Annotated in this window: 14 protein-coding genes; 9 read left to right on the top strand and 5 right to left on the bottom strand. The window is 44.8% G+C overall.

Features of this window, described 5'->3' with window-relative positions; genetic code table 11:
• Positions 1 to 7 precede the first annotated feature (7 nt).
• Positions 8 to 406, bottom strand: a complete 399-nt coding sequence (locus V7R35_RS12175) for a SufE family protein (protein ID WP_334015130.1) — start codon at positions 404 to 406, stop codon at positions 8 to 10.
• 41 nt (positions 407 to 447) lie between these two features.
• Positions 448 to 843, bottom strand: coding sequence for a DUF2750 domain-containing protein (locus V7R35_RS12170; RefSeq protein WP_334015129.1), 396 nt, complete (start codon positions 841 to 843; stop codon positions 448 to 450).
• Positions 844 to 1,074: 231 nt separating this feature from the next.
• Between V7R35_RS12170 and V7R35_RS12165 the strand changes: the two genes are divergently transcribed.
• The 3 genes from V7R35_RS12165 (at position 1,075) to V7R35_RS12155 (ending at position 3,433) form a co-directional block, all read left to right on the top strand.
• Complete coding sequence (locus V7R35_RS12165) at positions 1,075 to 1,710, top strand: biliverdin-producing heme oxygenase (RefSeq protein WP_334015128.1); 636 nt, start codon at positions 1,075 to 1,077, stop codon at positions 1,708 to 1,710.
• A 201-nt stretch (positions 1,711 to 1,911) separates the two neighbouring features.
• Positions 1,912 to 2,721, top strand: a complete 810-nt coding sequence (xthA, locus tag V7R35_RS12160) for an exodeoxyribonuclease III (RefSeq protein ID WP_334015127.1) — start codon at positions 1,912 to 1,914, stop codon at positions 2,719 to 2,721.
• Between the two features lie 70 nt (positions 2,722 to 2,791).
• Entirely contained in the window at positions 2,792 to 3,433 is a 642-nt protein-coding gene (locus tag V7R35_RS12155) for an energy-coupling factor ABC transporter permease (RefSeq protein WP_334015126.1), read from the top strand.
• A 119-nt stretch (positions 3,434 to 3,552) separates the two neighbouring features.
• On the opposite strand, the gene V7R35_RS12150 is transcribed toward V7R35_RS12155, so the two are convergent.
• Positions 3,553 to 4,116 carry a phosphoribosyltransferase gene (locus V7R35_RS12150; protein ID WP_334015125.1) on the bottom strand — a complete coding sequence of 188 codons (564 nt, stop codon included), beginning with the start codon at positions 4,114 to 4,116 and terminating at the stop codon, positions 3,553 to 3,555.
• 77 nt (positions 4,117 to 4,193) lie between these two features.
• A complete protein-coding gene (locus tag V7R35_RS12145) occupies positions 4,194 to 5,429 on the bottom strand; it encodes a lipoprotein-releasing ABC transporter permease subunit (RefSeq protein ID WP_334015124.1) in 1,236 nt (411 codons plus the stop codon).
• A gap of 153 nt (positions 5,430 to 5,582) precedes the next feature.
• Here V7R35_RS12145 and V7R35_RS12140 point away from each other — a divergent pair, with 153 nt between their 5' ends.
• From V7R35_RS12140 to V7R35_RS12125, 4 genes are all read left to right on the top strand, one after another.
• Positions 5,583 to 6,182 carry a PilZ domain-containing protein gene (locus V7R35_RS12140; RefSeq protein ID WP_334015123.1) on the top strand — a complete coding sequence of 200 codons (600 nt, stop codon included), beginning with the start codon at positions 5,583 to 5,585 and terminating at the stop codon, positions 6,180 to 6,182.
• 67 nt (positions 6,183 to 6,249) lie between these two features.
• Positions 6,250 to 9,753 (top strand): transcription-repair coupling factor, encoded by a 3,504-nt coding sequence (gene mfd / locus V7R35_RS12135; RefSeq protein ID WP_334015122.1) that lies wholly within the window; start codon positions 6,250 to 6,252, stop codon positions 9,751 to 9,753.
• A 1-nt stretch (position 9,754) separates the two neighbouring features.
• A complete protein-coding gene (locus V7R35_RS12130) occupies positions 9,755 to 11,533 on the top strand; it encodes a CsiV family protein (RefSeq protein WP_334015121.1) in 1,779 nt (592 codons plus the stop codon).
• Between the two features lie 14 nt (positions 11,534 to 11,547).
• A complete protein-coding gene (locus tag V7R35_RS12125) occupies positions 11,548 to 12,063 on the top strand; it encodes a cob(I)yrinic acid a,c-diamide adenosyltransferase (protein ID WP_334015120.1) in 516 nt (171 codons plus the stop codon).
• 103 nt (positions 12,064 to 12,166) lie between these two features.
• Here the strand turns inward: V7R35_RS12125 and nagZ are convergent, their stop codons facing one another.
• The gene (nagZ, locus tag V7R35_RS12120; RefSeq protein WP_438823474.1) at positions 12,167 to 13,180 is read right to left on the bottom strand and encodes a beta-N-acetylhexosaminidase; all 1,014 of its coding nucleotides are present in this window, start codon (positions 13,178 to 13,180) and stop codon (positions 12,167 to 12,169) included.
• A 98-nt stretch (positions 13,181 to 13,278) separates the two neighbouring features.
• On the opposite strand from nagZ, the gene V7R35_RS12115 reads away from it, so the two are divergent.
• The gene (locus V7R35_RS12115) at positions 13,279 to 15,591 is read left to right on the top strand and encodes a penicillin acylase family protein (protein ID WP_334015117.1); all 2,313 of its coding nucleotides are present in this window, start codon (positions 13,279 to 13,281) and stop codon (positions 15,589 to 15,591) included.
• A complete protein-coding gene (ybaK, locus tag V7R35_RS12110; RefSeq protein ID WP_334015116.1) occupies positions 15,588 to 16,055 on the top strand; it encodes a Cys-tRNA(Pro) deacylase in 468 nt (155 codons plus the stop codon). Before V7R35_RS12115 ends, ybaK begins: the two co-directional genes overlap by 4 nt.
• Positions 16,056 to 16,062: the final 7 nt, after the last annotated feature.

The following is a 16,062-nucleotide window of genomic DNA, read 5'->3' as shown; positions in this document are numbered from 1 at the left end:
AAACGTGCTATTGTCTTCTAAGCGCGTTGATAACAGCCGTAATACCGTTGCCTCTAGACTGACTGAGATAACGTGATAGTTGGCACTGTTCTAGGTATGCAGCAAAGTCAAAGCTGCTGCGCTGCTCTGCAGTTAGGGAATTTGCACGCTCAAGTAAAACAGCCAGCACACCTCTGATGATTTTACTGGGTGAATAAGCCATAATTTCACCGTCAGTTACACACAGCCATACTGGACTTTCACAACCCTCGACGCTGTTGTCATGTGTGCGTTGTTGTTCAGGCAAAGCGGGTAAAGCCTTGCCTGCTAACATCAATACGCGTGTGAACGTGTCCCACCCCTTTGCCGAGGCCAACTTAAGGGCTATCGGCGGCAAACTGTCATCTTCGCTGTTTTCAATGTACACGTTTCAGTATCCACGTCTTTGCTTTTAATATAAGCAGCTTGTTATACAGCCACAAGTTCCGCAGCTAAGTCTTCCGCAGTCATTACAAGGTTTTCAACATCGCTTTGCGTTGGAAACATTACCAACTCAACACCGTTTTTTTGCAAGCCAGGAAGCCACGTTGCTGTGAACTCTTGTAACTCTATGCTTACCGCTTGACCTGTAATGCCGTTGGTTGCCACAAAGTTACTTGCTAAGTCTTTGTGAGGAAATACGGGCAGCTGCACATTGTCCCCATCTTCGAACATCACAAACCCTTCTTCGCCTTGAACTAGCCAAATTGCCTTTGCTTTGTTTACATAGCTAACTACTAGTTCTTGGCGCTCTTCGGCACTCAGCTTCATCGCCTGTTCAATTACCGCATCGCTTAACGTCTCTGCAACTGTTTCTGGAAACACAATTTTCTCGCTTATAGAAATTTTGCCGCAAGTATACCCTTACCAAGCTGATGTGCAACAAACAAGGACGCAACAAACATGGGGCATCAATCATACAAAGCACAAAATAAAGCGATTCCTATTCTTGATAGATTTTCATATGATAAATAAACGCTTAGCAATATTCTGCGTACCTACTTACAAATACAACCTAGTTGTTTAATAAGAATTCGAATTTAAGTGAGCGACACCATGCAATCTGTTTTCACAGCACTAAAACAAGGTACGCATTCTCAACATGTAGCCCTTGAGAACACCTACCCTTTTTCGCTCTACCAAACGAATAGCGCACCAGACAAAGCGGTTTATCTGGATATTCTTAATGTCATGCTCCACTTTCATAAACAGGTAGGTGTAGTTATTGAAGTGTTAAATACGCACAGTGATATTGTGTCTCTTGCTCAGTTGCTAAACCAAACAAGCGTAGTTGCTGCACTTGAAGCTGATATAAAACATTTGGAAGCTGAATTTCATGCAGGTGCAGGCAACAAAGAATTACATAGTGTTTTCAATCAAGAATTTAGTAATGTAGAAAACACACCATCTGTTGCGCTTTCGGCTATGTACGTTTGGCTTGGTTCTTCAATGGGCGCCAGTGTATTACTTCGAAGGCTGAAAAGTACAAGCGAACTTCCCGTTAACTATTACAGTGCAATGACAGAATGCGCGCGAGCATGGGTTGAATTTAAACAGCAGGTTGACTCGCTACTGCCTTCTTTTGCAGCTGAAGAAGACAACATTCATTCAAACATGCTAGAAAACGCAAACCGTTGGTTTGCGTTTCTTATTTGCTTAGGTGAACAAGTTACTCCTGTTGAATCATGTTAAGAGCAATATTAAAAGAAGCAAATCGTCTGGCCGTTACTCAAAGCGCGCCAGCTTTGTGCATTCTTCAAACGAGCCACACCTCACCATAAAAAAGTCTTAATCAAATCGCCTGTTTAAATGCTCTAAAATCGCACTTGGGCATTAAGAGCAAACACACATTCTGATAGACTTGTCGTATTAAAAAATCAGCAAAGAACAAACATGAAAGTAATCTCATTTAACATAAACGGTATAAGAGCACGACTTCACCAATTACAAGCGCTTATTGACGCTCACAGCCCTGACGTTATCGGACTTCAAGAAATTAAAGTACACAACGAACAATTCCCAGTCGACGCTGTAAAGGAAATGGGGTATCACGTTTATTTTCACGGTCAGAAGAGTCACTATGGCGTGGCGTTTCTAACCAAAAAGGAGCCTTTGTCAGTGACTATGGGTTTTCCTAGTGACGAGGAAGACGCACAGCGTCGAATGATTATGCTTGAAACAACAAATGATGCCGGCGAAGAAGTCACCATTTTAAATGGGTACTTTCCTCAAGGTGAAAATGAAAAGCATGAAACAAAATACCCAGCCAAGCGCAAATTCTATAAAGACCTCATGTGCTACCTTGACGATAACCACACGCCAGATGACAACGTCATCGTGATGGGCGACGTTAATGTCTCGCATACTGACCTTGATATCGGCATTGGTGAAGACAACCGAAAACGCTGGTTAAAAACGGGTAAATGCAGCTTCTTACCAGAAGAGAGAGAGTGGCTTAACACGGTGATGAACTGGGGCTTTGAAGACAGCTTCCGTTCACTTTACCCTGACACTAACGATAGATTCTCGTGGTTTGACTATCGCTCGAAAGGGTTCGTCGATAACCGTGGTCTTAGAATTGATTTAATCCTAGCTACCAAGCCTCTGCACACTTCATTAACTGAAGCGGGAATAGATTACGAGTTGCGAGGTATTGAAAAACCTTCAGACCATGCGCCTATTTGGGCTGTGTACAAGGAATAACATTGATGCATGGCGGCCTAAATATCAAGTTGAGTGTAACGCTTGTTAGCACCTGTAGAGAATTGACGCTGTGAGTACGCTTCAACTAATAGGACTGCTTCTATACGGCACCATTGTGGTAATGTCGTTTAAGAAAGTAGACATCACACAGTTTGTAAAAGACCGCCATCAACAGCACCTTGTATTTGGTACCGCTGCCTCGCTATTTGTATTGTGGTTATTGAAAGCGGGCATATTTGAAGGCCTTGATGTACATTTCCTCGGCCTTACAGTGCTTACGTTAATGCTCGGGTTCCGCTATGCCGTTTTATCATCATTTTTAGCGCTTATTGGTGCAAACCTTATTGGGTATGGTAGCTGGGTAAATACAGGTATAAACGGACTGTTAGGAAACGTGCTTCCTATTGTTATTACTTATCTGTTTTACATGCTGTCATTTCACCGTATTCCGAGGCAGCTATTTGTGTACATCTTTGTGTGTGCCTTCTTTCCCGCAGCGCTATCTATCGCGTTTAAAACATTAGCGTTAGGTGGGTATTTCGTAGTTGAAGGCGTATATTCATGGGATACCGTCTTTGATAACTATATTTTGCTCACTCCACTACTGGTTTTCCCCGAGGCCCTTTTAAACGGTATGGCTATTACCATTTTAGTTATTTATAAGCCGTCTTGGGTATATACGTTTCACGACAAGTTCTATCTTCAAAAATAAGGTTCTTTGTCGAAAAGTAGTAAAGAGCACTATAAAAAAGACAATAAAAAACCGCACATATGTGCGGTTTTTTATTTGAGGTACATTAGCTCAAGAAAGCTTAATTGATAATTTGAACACTATTTTTGAAATAGTATGTCCATAACATCAGAAAGCTCACCTTTGCCTTCACGAATCTCTTCTTCAGACAAACCTGCAATTTCATGAGGGAACACTAGCCACTCGTCACTTTCGTTAACGTAGTAGTCTGGCACGATATCAGTCGTGTTGTTCTGCGGCTTATACCAAGGGCACGCAATGCGAATATCTGTTGGCATGTTAAGACGCATAAGCTTGTTAATTTGCTTAATAAGCGCTTCAACACTTCGTCCAGAATCAAACACGTCGTCTACAATTAGGAGCTTGTCGCCTGCGTTTGCATTTTCTACAAGGTAGTGCAAACCGTGAACGCGTATCTCTTTAGACTGTTTGTTGATGCCGTAATACGATGAAGTACGAACGGCAATGTGGTCGGTCGATGTATTTTTGAACTCAAAGAATTCTTGTACTGCGATACCTATAGGTGCACCACCACGCCAAATACCGATAATAAAATCTGGACGGAAGCCATCTTCATACACCTTTGACGCTAGGCGAAAGGAGTCCTGTAACAGCGATTGCGAGGTGATAAAATTCTTATTCATGACGTCTCACTGGGCAAACTTTAAAAGACCGCGAGTATAGTGAATTTCAACGCATTTTGCACGGCTAATTCAATGAATTATTCATTCTGTAGCGCTTGAGATGGTTGAATTTTCATGGCTTTGCGTGCTGGGTATACGCTAGCTAATACACATAGCAAAAGCGACAGTAAGGTTATGCCGATTATTTGAGTGGCCTGCATTTCAATGGGTAGCCCGCTGCCGTCAGCGGCCAGCGCAATGGGTACACCCAAAATCGCTAGTACGTCATTTATCACCAGTGTAGTAAATACGCCTAGCAATAAACCTACCCCGGCACCTTTAACACCATTAAATAGGCCATTTAATATGAACACCCACATAATGGTATTTGGCAACATGCCTTGTGTTTGTAGTACCGCAATGTCGCCCTTTTTCTCTGAAACCACCATAACCAGTGCTGACACAATGTTAAATGCCGCTACAGCAATAATTAGCAGCAGCATTAACATCATCATGTTCTTTTCCATTTTAACCGCATCAAAAAGCGGCCCTTGTCGCTCACGCCATGTTTTGATAGCGCTATCGTCTACATTCACCTTACTTTTTAGCGCAGTCACAACCGCCTGGTAATTAAACGCATCATCGAGAAAAAGTCGCGTAGACACACCGCTTCCTTTTGGATCGCGCAGTAGTCTGTTGACGTCATCAAGGTGCATATATATCACTTTATCGTCTACCTGCGACCCCATATCAAATATGCCGGCCACGGTAACCAGTCGTTGGCTAGGCATGCGGCCAAAGGGGGTATATACGCTGGCACCTGTCACCATTACGCGTAGCTTATCGCCTACTCGTGCATCAAGTTGTATGGCCAGCGAACGCCCAATAATGGCAAAATAGCTACCACTAGCTAAATCACTAAACCTTCCTTGTTCAAGGTTCTCAGCTACCAAGGTGTGCTTTACCATTACCTCGGGTGAAACGCCGTGTATTTGAACACCACGAAGATCAGAGCGACTTTGCACTACAGCCTCTGCCTCTCTATACATCATAGTGGTGATAACGCCATCGATTGCCTGTACAGCATCGATATGACTAGCATCAATTGCTTCTGTTTCAATGTGTGGCACAACGCCTAGAATACGTTGCTTCAATTGACCTTCCAGCCCATTCATCACCGAAACGACTATAATTAATGCCATAAGTCCTAAAGCGATTCCCGCTACCGAAAATCGATTGATAAATGCTACAAAGCTGGTTTGACTGGCTTTATTCGACTTCGCATAGCGATAAGCGATAAATGCTGACAGTGAGTAAGATGAAGAAGAAAACATAACGCCTTGTTTATATGAAACCTTATTAGTGCTTTGCCTGCACAACAGTACAATACGATATAAAATGCTGTGGGGGTTTCAACCTGAAATAGTAAAGTGGCTATAGTACGTGTAAGCTACTGGCTGTACAAGAATAAGTGGCAGAGGTAAACGGTGAGCAATCAAAGTCTAAACGACAAACAAGCCCAATTCGATGAATACTTCTCAATAACGCACAGCATTAATGCGAATATGCGTGTACTGGAAGCAGATGAAGCCGTGCCAGATATTGAAAACATCGAAGATGCAATGCCCTATGCATTTCGCATTGCCAGTGAAATGGCAGCCATTGAAGCACAAGCTATCCGCCCTCTTCGCAATTTAAGCGATCATGCTGAATCACTTGCTGATTATTTAAATCATCAATCACGTAAAATCGACTTAATGATGTCTTTCGTTCTTCACCAACAAGACGAACCAGAATACCGCTTTAAAACCGTTAAATTTGGTGGTGGCGGTGTAATCATAGATGCGCCGTCGGCCCTTGAAACTGGAACTAATGCCGAATTGAAGCTTTTTTTGGATGCAGAAGCTGCTGCCATTTTTTGTTTTGGTGAAGTGATTAGCTGCGAGCCGGTAGAAGACCGATATCATATTGCTTTTATTTTTAATACAATTCGCGAACAAGATCAGGAGCTATTGGTTAGAGCCAGTTTACATATTCAAACCCTACAGCTCAGGAAACGTGCACAAGAGAAAAAAGCCGGATCCTAAACGGCAACTAAGTCAGTATATATCGCCTAACAATTTGGTATTACCTGCATAACGTAAATAGGAAGTCATGACAGCCACCTTACTATCGCTGCCTCTGCCGGCGCAGAAGAAAGACGCATCAACACAAGATCATAAACAATGGGGACAGCTTCAAGGCAGCAGTGCTGCACTATGCATTAGTGAAACCTTGAAGCAGTACAAGGGCCCTGTTGTGTTAATTACGGCAGACACGCCGTCTGCTATGAAGCTTGAAAAAGAAATAGCGTTCTTTTTACAAGGTGACAACGCACTAACCAACACCCCCATTACACTTTTCCCAGATTGGGAAACGCTTCCGTACGATTCCTTTTCGCCACACCAAGACATTGTTTCGCAACGCTTGGAAACGCTGTTCAGGTTTACGCAACAAGGCGAAGGCATTTTTATCGTGCCGGTCAATACGCTTATGCAGCGCCTTGCACCAACCGACTATCTAGCAAAATATTTGCTGATGCTAAACAAAGGCGACACATTAGACAGAGACCAGTTTCGTCGCAATTTAGAGCAGGCGGGCTATTTACATGTTAGCCAAGTAATGAGTCACAGCGAGTTTTCTGTACGCGGAAGTATTATCGATCTGTTTCCCATGGGCAGCGAGCAACCATTTCGTATCGATTTGTTCGATGATGAGATTGACTCTATTCGCTATTTCGATACCGAAACACAGCGCTCTGGTGAGGCCGTTAATGAAATTCGACTGCTACCCGCACGAGAGTTCCCCACCGATAAAGAGGCAATAACGCTATTTCGTCAGCAATTTCTTGCAAAGTTTGACGCTAATAACGCGTCTGAGAGCGTATTTTCACAGGTAAGCAAGGGTACGATGCCCAGCGGCGTAGAGTATTACTTACCACTTTTCTTTGAAAAAACCGCAACGCTGTTTGACTACCTTCATCCAAAAAGTCTGTTGTTGCTTCACGGCGACGTACAAGATGCCAGTGAGTTCTTTTGGGCCGATGTACAAGAACGTTATGAACAGTATCGCTACAATCTTGCGCGACCTTTACTTGCGCCTGACGAACTCTTTCTTCCCATTAATGAACTGTTCGGCGCCATAAAACAATGGCCTCGCGCTACGCTTACAGGCCGTGTTTTAGAAGATAAAGCGGGCTCGGTTAATTTACAGTGCGCCCTGCTTGACGACATTGCTATTAATGCGCAAAAAAAAGTCCCAGCAGAACGTCTTATTGCGACGGTCAAAGAAGCCACCGACAGAGGTGCGAAAATACTGTTTTGCTCTGAGACACAAGGGCGCAGAGAAGGCCTACTTACGGTTTTAGCCAAAGCGGGAATTAAGCCGACGTTAGCAGATTCATTTAACGGGTTTCTTTCAAGCCATGACAGCATTGGTATTACCGTGGGCATGGTGGAACACAGCTTCCGCTGGCACACAGATGAAGGCGAGCTGCTGTTTATTACTGAAACTGAGTTACTTGGTCATAAGGTAAGTCAGCGACGCCTGCGAGATAAACGCAGTGCAACAGACGAAAGCGCGATAATTCGCAACCTTGCCGAACTGTCTATTGGACAACCTGTTGTACATCTTGACCACGGTGTAGGTCGTTACCTAGGGCTGCAAACTCTAGACGCTGGCGGCGTAGCAACTGAATACCTTTGTATTGAATATGCAAAACAGTCGAAGCTGTATGTTCCCGTAGCGTCACTGCATCTAATATCACGCTATACAGGCGGCGATGCTGACAATGCGCCGGTTAATGCCCTTGGCTCTGATGCGTGGAGCAGAGCCAAACAGAAAGCCGCCGAAAAAGTACGCGATGTGGCGGCTGAATTATTAGACGTTTATGCGCGACGTGCGGCAAAGCCCGGTTTTGCTTACAAAATCAATTGGGACGACTACCAGTCATTCTCAGACAGTTTCCCTTTCGAGGAAACTCCCGACCAAGCACAGGCAATTGCTGCCGTTATGCATGATATGGGCAATCCGTCTGCAATGGATCGCCTGGTGTGCGGTGACGTTGGTTTTGGTAAAACTGAAGTAGCCATGCGAGCCGCGTTCCTGGCTGCCAATGCAGGTAAACAAGTGGCCATATTGGTGCCCACTACCCTGCTTGCTCAACAGCACTATGAAAACTTCAAAGACCGCTTTGCCGCATGGCCATTTGAAATAGAAGTAATGAGCCGTTTTGTTAGCGGAAAAGCGCAAAAAGCCGTGGTTGAACGCATTGGTGAAGGAAAAGTAGATATTGTAGTGGGCACCCACAAGCTACTTTCCAGCGATATTAAATACAAAGACTTAGGGCTTGTGATTATTGACGAAGAACACCGCTTTGGTGTGCGTCAAAAGGAAAAGCTTAAATCGTTACGTGCAGATGTAGACATTCTAACGCTTACCGCTACGCCAATTCCTAGAACGCTGAATATGGCACTATCAGGCATGCGCGATTTATCAATTATCGCAACCGCACCGGCCAGACGTTTATCAATAAAAACGTTCGTTCAACAACGCAACAAAGCCATTATTCGTGAAGCTATTATGCGTGAAATATTGCGTGGCGGCCAAGTGTACTTCCTGCATAACGAAGTAGACAGCATTGCGCGCACCGCAGAAGAAATAGCCGAAATTGTTCCTGAGGCACGTATTGCAGTGGGACACGGCCAAATGCGTGAGCGTGAACTTGAAGGCGTAATGAGCGACTTCTACCATCAGCGCTACAACGTGCTGGTATGTACCACCATTATTGAAACCGGTATTGATGTTCCAAGTGCAAATACCATTATTATGGACCGCGCCGACCATCTAGGTTTGGCGCAATTGCACCAGCTTCGTGGTCGTGTTGGACGTTCGCACCATCAAGCCTATGCCTATTTGCTAACGCCACACCCCAAGCGTATGACAAAAGATGCCGTTAAACGTCTTGATGCTATTTCACAATTAGAAGATTTAGGTGCAGGCTTTGCACTTGCTACTCACGATTTAGAAATTCGCGGTGCAGGCGAACTGTTAGGCGACGACCAATCGGGCCAAATTGCGAGTATTGGCTTTAGTCTATACATGGATATGCTTGATAAAGCCGTAAACGCTTTGAAAGAAGGTAGAGAGCCGTCACTCGATGATGCCATGTCAGGTCATACCGAAGTTGAACTGCGTATACCTGCGCTTCTACCTGAAGATTACATTGCCGACGTAAACACACGGCTTTCCCTTTATAAGCGATTAGCAAGCTGTGCTACCCAAGACGATATTGACGAGTTCCAGGTAGAGTGTATAGACCGCTTCGGACTGTTACCTGAGCCAGCCAAAAACTTAGTAGAAGTTGCTGAAATAAAAATAAAAGCCCAAGAAATAGGTGTGCTTAAAGTAGACTTGTCTGCACAAGGCGGTACCATAGAATTTAAAGAAACAACCAAGGTCGACCCTGGCTATATTATTAAGCTAGTTCAAACCAAGCCGAATACCTTCAAGTTTGAAGGTAGCCAGAAGCTGCGTTTAGTTAAGAAGACCGACACCGCTAAAGAGCGCATTGCGTTTATTAGCGATATCATTGCCGATTTTGCAAAGGAGTCGCGGTAGCATGAAGTTTTTTCGCTGGTGTTTTTTGCTTGCACCAATTTGTGCAGTGTTTACCAGCCATACTTACGCCAATGAGGACTGGTGGTTTGACGTTGAGGTTATTGCGTTTAAACGCAATGTATCGTTAAGCGAGCTTGAAGAGCAGTTTACGCTTGCATCAACACTTGAAGCACCAAGAGCGCAAGCTAATCTTATTGGCGCTATTATTACGCCCGATATTAGCTATTTAAAGCAAGGTTTGCCACTTTGTGACATTGATACCACTATTCCACTTCCCGTTAGTGAACTGCTTTATGTTCCCTCTAGCGACGTTGATTTTCTTGCTTTGCCTCCTCTTGAAGAGGCCAACAGCGAAGGTTCGGCGCTATTTACAGATGAGCATAATGCAATAGCGACTGGTGAAACTGGGTCATTGGGCGCTACTGAAGTCGAAACTACAGAAGTCGAATCTGATGCGGATATCGCTGTGTCTCTTGCAGACGAGGCAGAAGAAAATGTACCTGACGGTGAAGCCCTTAGCGAGCTAGAAACCCTGTCACTTGCGGATACCGAATTGGCAACACCGAATGACGTTATACAGGGTCCTTCGGCAACTGAAATAGCAAAATTATGGTTATCTTTCTTTGGTGTATCGAAGCCGTCAGATGAATTCTCAGATAGTGTTGAAAGTAATAGTCATTCATCACAAAACGCCAATATCACTGTGCCAGCATTCCGCTATTGCGAACAGGTTAAGCCATGGATGGAAGTCTCGGTTTTGAACGGGCAAAAGATAGTAAAAGTAAATAAGCCGGACAACCGCTTACCCTCACCTTCTCAACTTCCAATTATTGTAGAGGGGCATGACTGGCCGCGCGCATCCAAAGCACATTTACTGACGAGTAATGAACACGCCCTTACTTCAATTTCTAAACAAATCCGCAGCAATAGAGAGCTAGAACGCCTATTTCATGTTGCTTGGCGACAACCTGTTATGTTTGGTAAAGACAATGCGTTTGACGTGCGTTTATTTGGCGGTAAAAATTATGCTTCCTCATTTGCAATGTCAGGACAGCCCATTAAGCGCCCAGCTCACGAAAGTGCTGATGATACTGATACCAGCGTAATAGAGACGAATCCCCTGCTTGTAACACAAGGTGAAGACACCACTTCAGCAATGGCGCCAAATAAAGGCGAGCAAACGACGTCTGATTCAACAGGCGAATACGCAAGTAACGAATATGCAACTGGCGAAAACGATATCGGCGCATTAAATGATGGTGACGATACGAGTATTACTGCTGTTCGCGATATATTTGCCGATTTGGAAGACAAGCTAGCAACGCCAACGCCCATTGCGCTAAGTGCGTTTTCAGACCTTGATGCCTTGACTATGATCGACGCAGACAACGAGGAAAATGCAAACGCGCTTCGTAAGCCTATTTGGGAAATTGACGGCACAATGAAGGTATTTTTGAAGTACATTAATCGCGTGCCTTACCTTCATATTGATAGCGAGCTTTTGTATAGGCAGCCTGTTTCAGAGCGCTACTTTGCTGTAGAGCCATCCATACTAAACGCTGATGATTCGGTTAATGCCGCCATAGCAGAATCTGACCTTGTAAATAACAATAGTGACACATTAGCGTACACACCAATGCGACTGGTCGCCGTGCCACTTAAAGAGCAACGACGGGTAATTAGTACACAGTTGCACTATTTCGACCATCCATTATTTGGATTTGTTGTACAGATTCGCCGCTACAACAGGCCTGCCGTTGAAGTAAGTGAAGAAAATTAGCAAAGGGCTTTTCTATGAAAATTTACACGCGTACCGGCGATAAAGGCAGTACACAGATTTATGCCGATAAGGCAGTAAGGGTAGAAAAAGACGACTTGGTGGTAAAGAGCTACGGTGATATTGATGAGCTAAACAGCCATATCGGTTTATTAGCTGCCACAGTGGCAACACAGCATCGCCCCATGTTGCACGATATTCAACGAAATTTATTTCAGGCTGGTTTTGCTATTTCAGCAAGCTCTACCCTGACTGAAAAAAATATCGATGATTTAGAGTCGCTGATAGATAGCTTTACGGCAAAAATGCCGCCTAACACGTCTTTTGTTTTACCTGGCGGAAGCAAAGCGGCGGCGCAAGCCCATGTTTGCCGTGCAGTGTGCCGCAGAGCAGAACGTGCGGTCATCAGCTTGTCAAAACACTATGACGTGCCTGAAGTGGTGCACGCCTATTTGAATAGACTCAGCGATTTTCTATTTACGCTTGCGCGTTTTCTTAATGTTGAAGCAGGTTTCGAAGAGGTACCGGTATAACCGGCGCCTCCTTCTCACTTTTGTTCACAACACCAAGCCGACCTCACTGTTACACCTTTTTGTATTCAGTATCACTATTAACCCGTAGGGCTATAGATTAACGTTAGGCAGAAACATTTAGGCGCTGGATAAGTGCTACTGCGTCTTTGTACTGCTGTTGTAGCCCCAACGGCATGTTGCGACCATATAGCGCCATTACTCGCGCTTGCTTTTGCTTATCTTTTTCAGAGTTCAGCGCTACGCGAGACTCAAGCCCATCGAGAATAGACTCTGCACCTTTAACATTATTACACGCCAATACCATGTCACAGCCTGCGTTCAGCGCAAGTGTTGCGCGGTCAATATAATCTCCCGCCACGCTGGCGCCGTGCATCGACAAATCATCTGAAAAAACCGCGCCGTTGAAAGACAAGTTTTTTCTAAGTATCTGTTGTAACCAGTGTTCAGAGAAACCAGCGGGTTGAGAGCATACTTGTTTATAAATTACGTGAGCAGGCATTACACCGTCTAACAAACTCTGCCCAATCAGCTTTGCAAAGGCCACCATATCGGTTTGTTCAATATCACTGAAATCTCGTTCATCCACAGGAAGTGCAATATGTGAATCAGGGGCCACGCTGCCGTGTCCAGGAAAATGCTTTCCAATTGCTGGCATATTCACTAGCCTAAGGCCAGAAATGAGGGCGCTGGCAAGTTTAGCAACCTGAACAGCAGACTCTGAAAAAGCACGATCACCAATAACTTGCGACACGCCGTTGATATCAAGTACTGGCGCAAAGCTAAAATCGATATCGAGCGTTTTAAGCTCATAAGCAAGTGCTAGCCCACACGCTTTTGCATATGCTTCACTTTGCGCTGTGGTTGCAGACTGTTTCACTATTTTGCCCATAGCAGGAATGGCGGTAAAACCTTCTCTAAAGCGTTGTACTCTGCCGCCTTCGTGATCCACCGCAATCAGTAAGGGTTTATTTGCGTAACGACGAATGTCTTCAATCAACGCTTTCAGTTGGCGTTTATCGTAATAGTTTCGAGAGAATAAAATCACACCGCCGGTAACCGGATGTGCAAGTTTTTCTTTTTCTTCCGCTGTGAGCATCTCGGCTTCACAATCTAACATTAACGGGCCCACAACACCGCCTTTGCAACTGTCATAAATCATCACTTTTCATTTACAAATTCTGTGGTTAGGATAGAGAAAAAACAGGAGTATTACACGTGATAAATTGGATAAAGTGGTTACTTGTTGGCGTCACTGTACTTACAACAATTATTGCCTCAGGTTTGTATTTAACACTTTACTTAAGCCTGCCGTCATTGGACGCAAACAATTCAACTTATCATGTTAACTCGCCAACCGAGTTACAGCGCGATGCCCTAGGGCACGCAGTAATCCAAGCTGATGATATTTATGATGCTGCTTATGCGCTTGGCTTCGCACATGCACAAGACCGCTTTTTTCAAATGGACTTGCAGCGCAGAAGTGCATCGGGCAACCTTTCACAGTGGGTCGGCGACATTGCAATAGAGCGCGATAAATCTGCGCGATTCCATCAATTTAGTAAACGGGCACAAGCCGTATTTGACGCCCTACCTCAAAATCAAAAAACGCTACTTGTACAATATGCACACGGCGTAAATGAGGCATTGAAAGAATCAACGGTTGCGCCTTTTGAATACCTTGCTGCGGGTGTAGATATTCAACAGTGGAAACCAACCGACAGTATTCTTGTTGTGTATAGCATGTATTTAGATTTGCAGAGTAGTCAGGTTGATTTTGATCTGGCGCGTACAGCGTTGCTAAATACGTTTGGTGATGATCTTTACCAATTCATTACTCAGCCAAGTACCTTTCAGGCTGCCCTAGATGGCAGTGAAATTCCCTTGCTAGAAGCAGATATTCCGCCATTCCCTACAGAGCAAACGGAAATAGACAGCAACGAAGTTGCCTATACTGGCGTTGAGCTTCCAGACATCGGCAGTAACAACTGGGCTGTTACCGGTAATCTAACCGCTACAGGCGCAGGAATGTTAGCTAACGACATGCACCTAGGCCTTCGTGTACCGGTTATTTGGTACAGAGCGCAGCTTAACTATATGGTATCGGGTGAAGACGTTTCGGTAACAGGCGTATCACTGCCTGGCCTTCCTGGCATTGTGGTTGGTACAAACAATCACGTTGCTTGGGGTTTTACCAATTCCAATTTAGACAATGTGGACTGGGTAGAATTACAGCCCGGTACGCCAACCACCATGGTTACACAGTCAATTCCCTTACCACATGGCAAGCATGAGTTTGAACTAGAGGTAAGTGAATTCGGCCCAGTTAAACACATTAACGGTAAAAAGTTTGCGCTGAATTGGGTTGCCCATCATCCGTTTGCGGTGAACTTAAACATTGTTGACCTTGGCCCTACTAAAACACTTAACCAAGCAATGCGCGTAATAAAGCAAATTGCTATTCCCACGCAAAATGTGGTGTTAGTAGATGAAAATGGCGGCGCAGCGTGGCTTCCTGGCGGTGCAGTATTAGAACGTGAAAAAGCGTCTTTCACAGCTATTTCCGAAGCACAATATCGCGATAACCCGCCTAAGCGTATGGCGACCTTACCTAGTGTTGTTAATCCTGAGGCGAATAGGATATGGACAGCCAATGCTCGTGTAATTGGCGCATCAGATTTTGAGCAGCTTGGCGATGGTGGCTACGCCCTAGGCGCACGTGGCCAGCAAATTCGAGATAGAATGTTTGAAAAAGACCGCTTTAATGAAACAGATTTTTACGCCATTCAGCTTGATAATCACGCCCGGTTCTTAATGCCATGGCACGATTTATTGTATGGTTTACTGTCTACGCAAGACGTTGAATTTAAGCCTGACCTTGCATACCTCAACACGTGGGGCGCTTGTGCATGTGAAGACTCTGTTGGTTACACGTTAGTAAAGCATTTCAGACAAGAAGTGGTTCAAACATTGTTTGGCCGTATTTTAACGCAGCTTGATGCTCAAGACGTAAATAGTCGCACGTTATTACGAGGTATTGAGCCCGCCACATGGCAGCTTATTCACCAACAACCTGATAGCTGGCTTACGCAGGATACCAGTTCCTATGATGAATTATTGGTAGATGCGTATCGACGTGCTAAACACAAGCTTCTCGATAGATTCTCACCGGTGGAAGCTGATATGGAGCAATTACGTTGGGGCAACGTAAACATGCTTGCCGTCAATCACCCTTTTGCCTCGCAAATTCCAGTTGTAGGTAGCCTACTTAATATGGACGCCGTTGAAGGCTTTGGCGACACGTACATGCCTGCTGTGCAAGCTCCCCGCTTTGGCGCGTCAGAACGTTTCTTCGTTAGTCCAGGACATCTAGAAGATGCCATACTAACCTTACCTGGCGGTCAGTCTGGTCATCCGCTGTCAGACTTCTTTAACGCAGGCTTTGAAGACTATGCTACCCATGCAGCAACACCTTTGTTGCCAGGTGAAATTGTCCACAGCCGCACGTTTTACAAAAAAGACGAGCAATGACGCCAGCAATAACACTGCTTAAAAAGAAAAAAGTACATCATGAGGTGCTGAAGTATGCGCATGACGCAGACTCAGCATCTTATGGTCTTGAAGCTGTAGAAAAATTAGGACTAGACGCCCAATGCGTGTTTAAAACGCTTGTTGTAAGCACAGATTCAGACAAGCTAGCTGTAGCCATTGTTCCAGTGGCTACAAAGCTAAGTGAAAAGAAAATGGCTAAAGCACTTCGGGCAAAAAAAGTATCAATGGCGGCTAGTCAGCTTGTTGAGACATCAACCGGCTATGTGCTTGGTGGCGTTAGCCCTTTGGGCCAGCGAAAAAGCTTACCCACTGTTATACATGCGTCGGCGCAGCACTTCGAAACGGTTTATGTAAGTGCGGGAAAACGTGGTTTAGAAGTAGCACTTTCCCCTAAAGACCTAGCGACACTAACCCGGGCACACTATGAAGACATAGCGATGTAACCACCGC

Source organism: Alteromonas sp. S167 (assembly GCF_036864375.1).
Taxonomy (GTDB): domain Bacteria; phylum Pseudomonadota; class Gammaproteobacteria; order Enterobacterales; family Alteromonadaceae; genus Alteromonas.
This window is presented reverse-complemented; position numbering and strand designations above follow the sequence as displayed.

What these genes read in the sequence shown, in the direction of transcription:
- V7R35_RS12165 (WP_334015128.1), top strand. Translation starts at nt 1,075, where the DNA reads ATGCAATCTGTTTTCACAGCACTAAAACAAGGTACGCATTCTCAACAT.
- xthA (WP_334015127.1), top strand. Translation starts at nt 1,912, where the DNA reads ATGAAAGTAATCTCATTTAACATAAACGGTATAAGAGCACGACTTCAC.
- V7R35_RS12150 (WP_334015125.1), bottom strand. Translation starts at nt 4,116, where the DNA reads ATGAATAAGAATTTTATCACCTCGCAATCGCTGTTACAGGACTCCTTT.
- V7R35_RS12145 (WP_334015124.1), bottom strand. Translation starts at nt 5,429, where the DNA reads ATGTTTTCTTCTTCATCTTACTCACTGTCAGCATTTATCGCTTATCGC.
- mfd (WP_334015122.1), top strand. Translation starts at nt 6,250, where the DNA reads ATGACAGCCACCTTACTATCGCTGCCTCTGCCGGCGCAGAAGAAAGAC.
- V7R35_RS12130 (WP_334015121.1), top strand. Translation starts at nt 9,755, where the DNA reads ATGAAGTTTTTTCGCTGGTGTTTTTTGCTTGCACCAATTTGTGCAGTG.
- V7R35_RS12125 (WP_334015120.1), top strand. Translation starts at nt 11,548, where the DNA reads ATGAAAATTTACACGCGTACCGGCGATAAAGGCAGTACACAGATTTAT.
- nagZ (WP_438823474.1), bottom strand. Translation starts at nt 13,180, where the DNA reads ATGTTAGATTGTGAAGCCGAGATGCTCACAGCGGAAGAAAAAGAAAAA.
- ybaK (WP_334015116.1), top strand. Translation starts at nt 15,588, where the DNA reads ATGACGCCAGCAATAACACTGCTTAAAAAGAAAAAAGTACATCATGAG.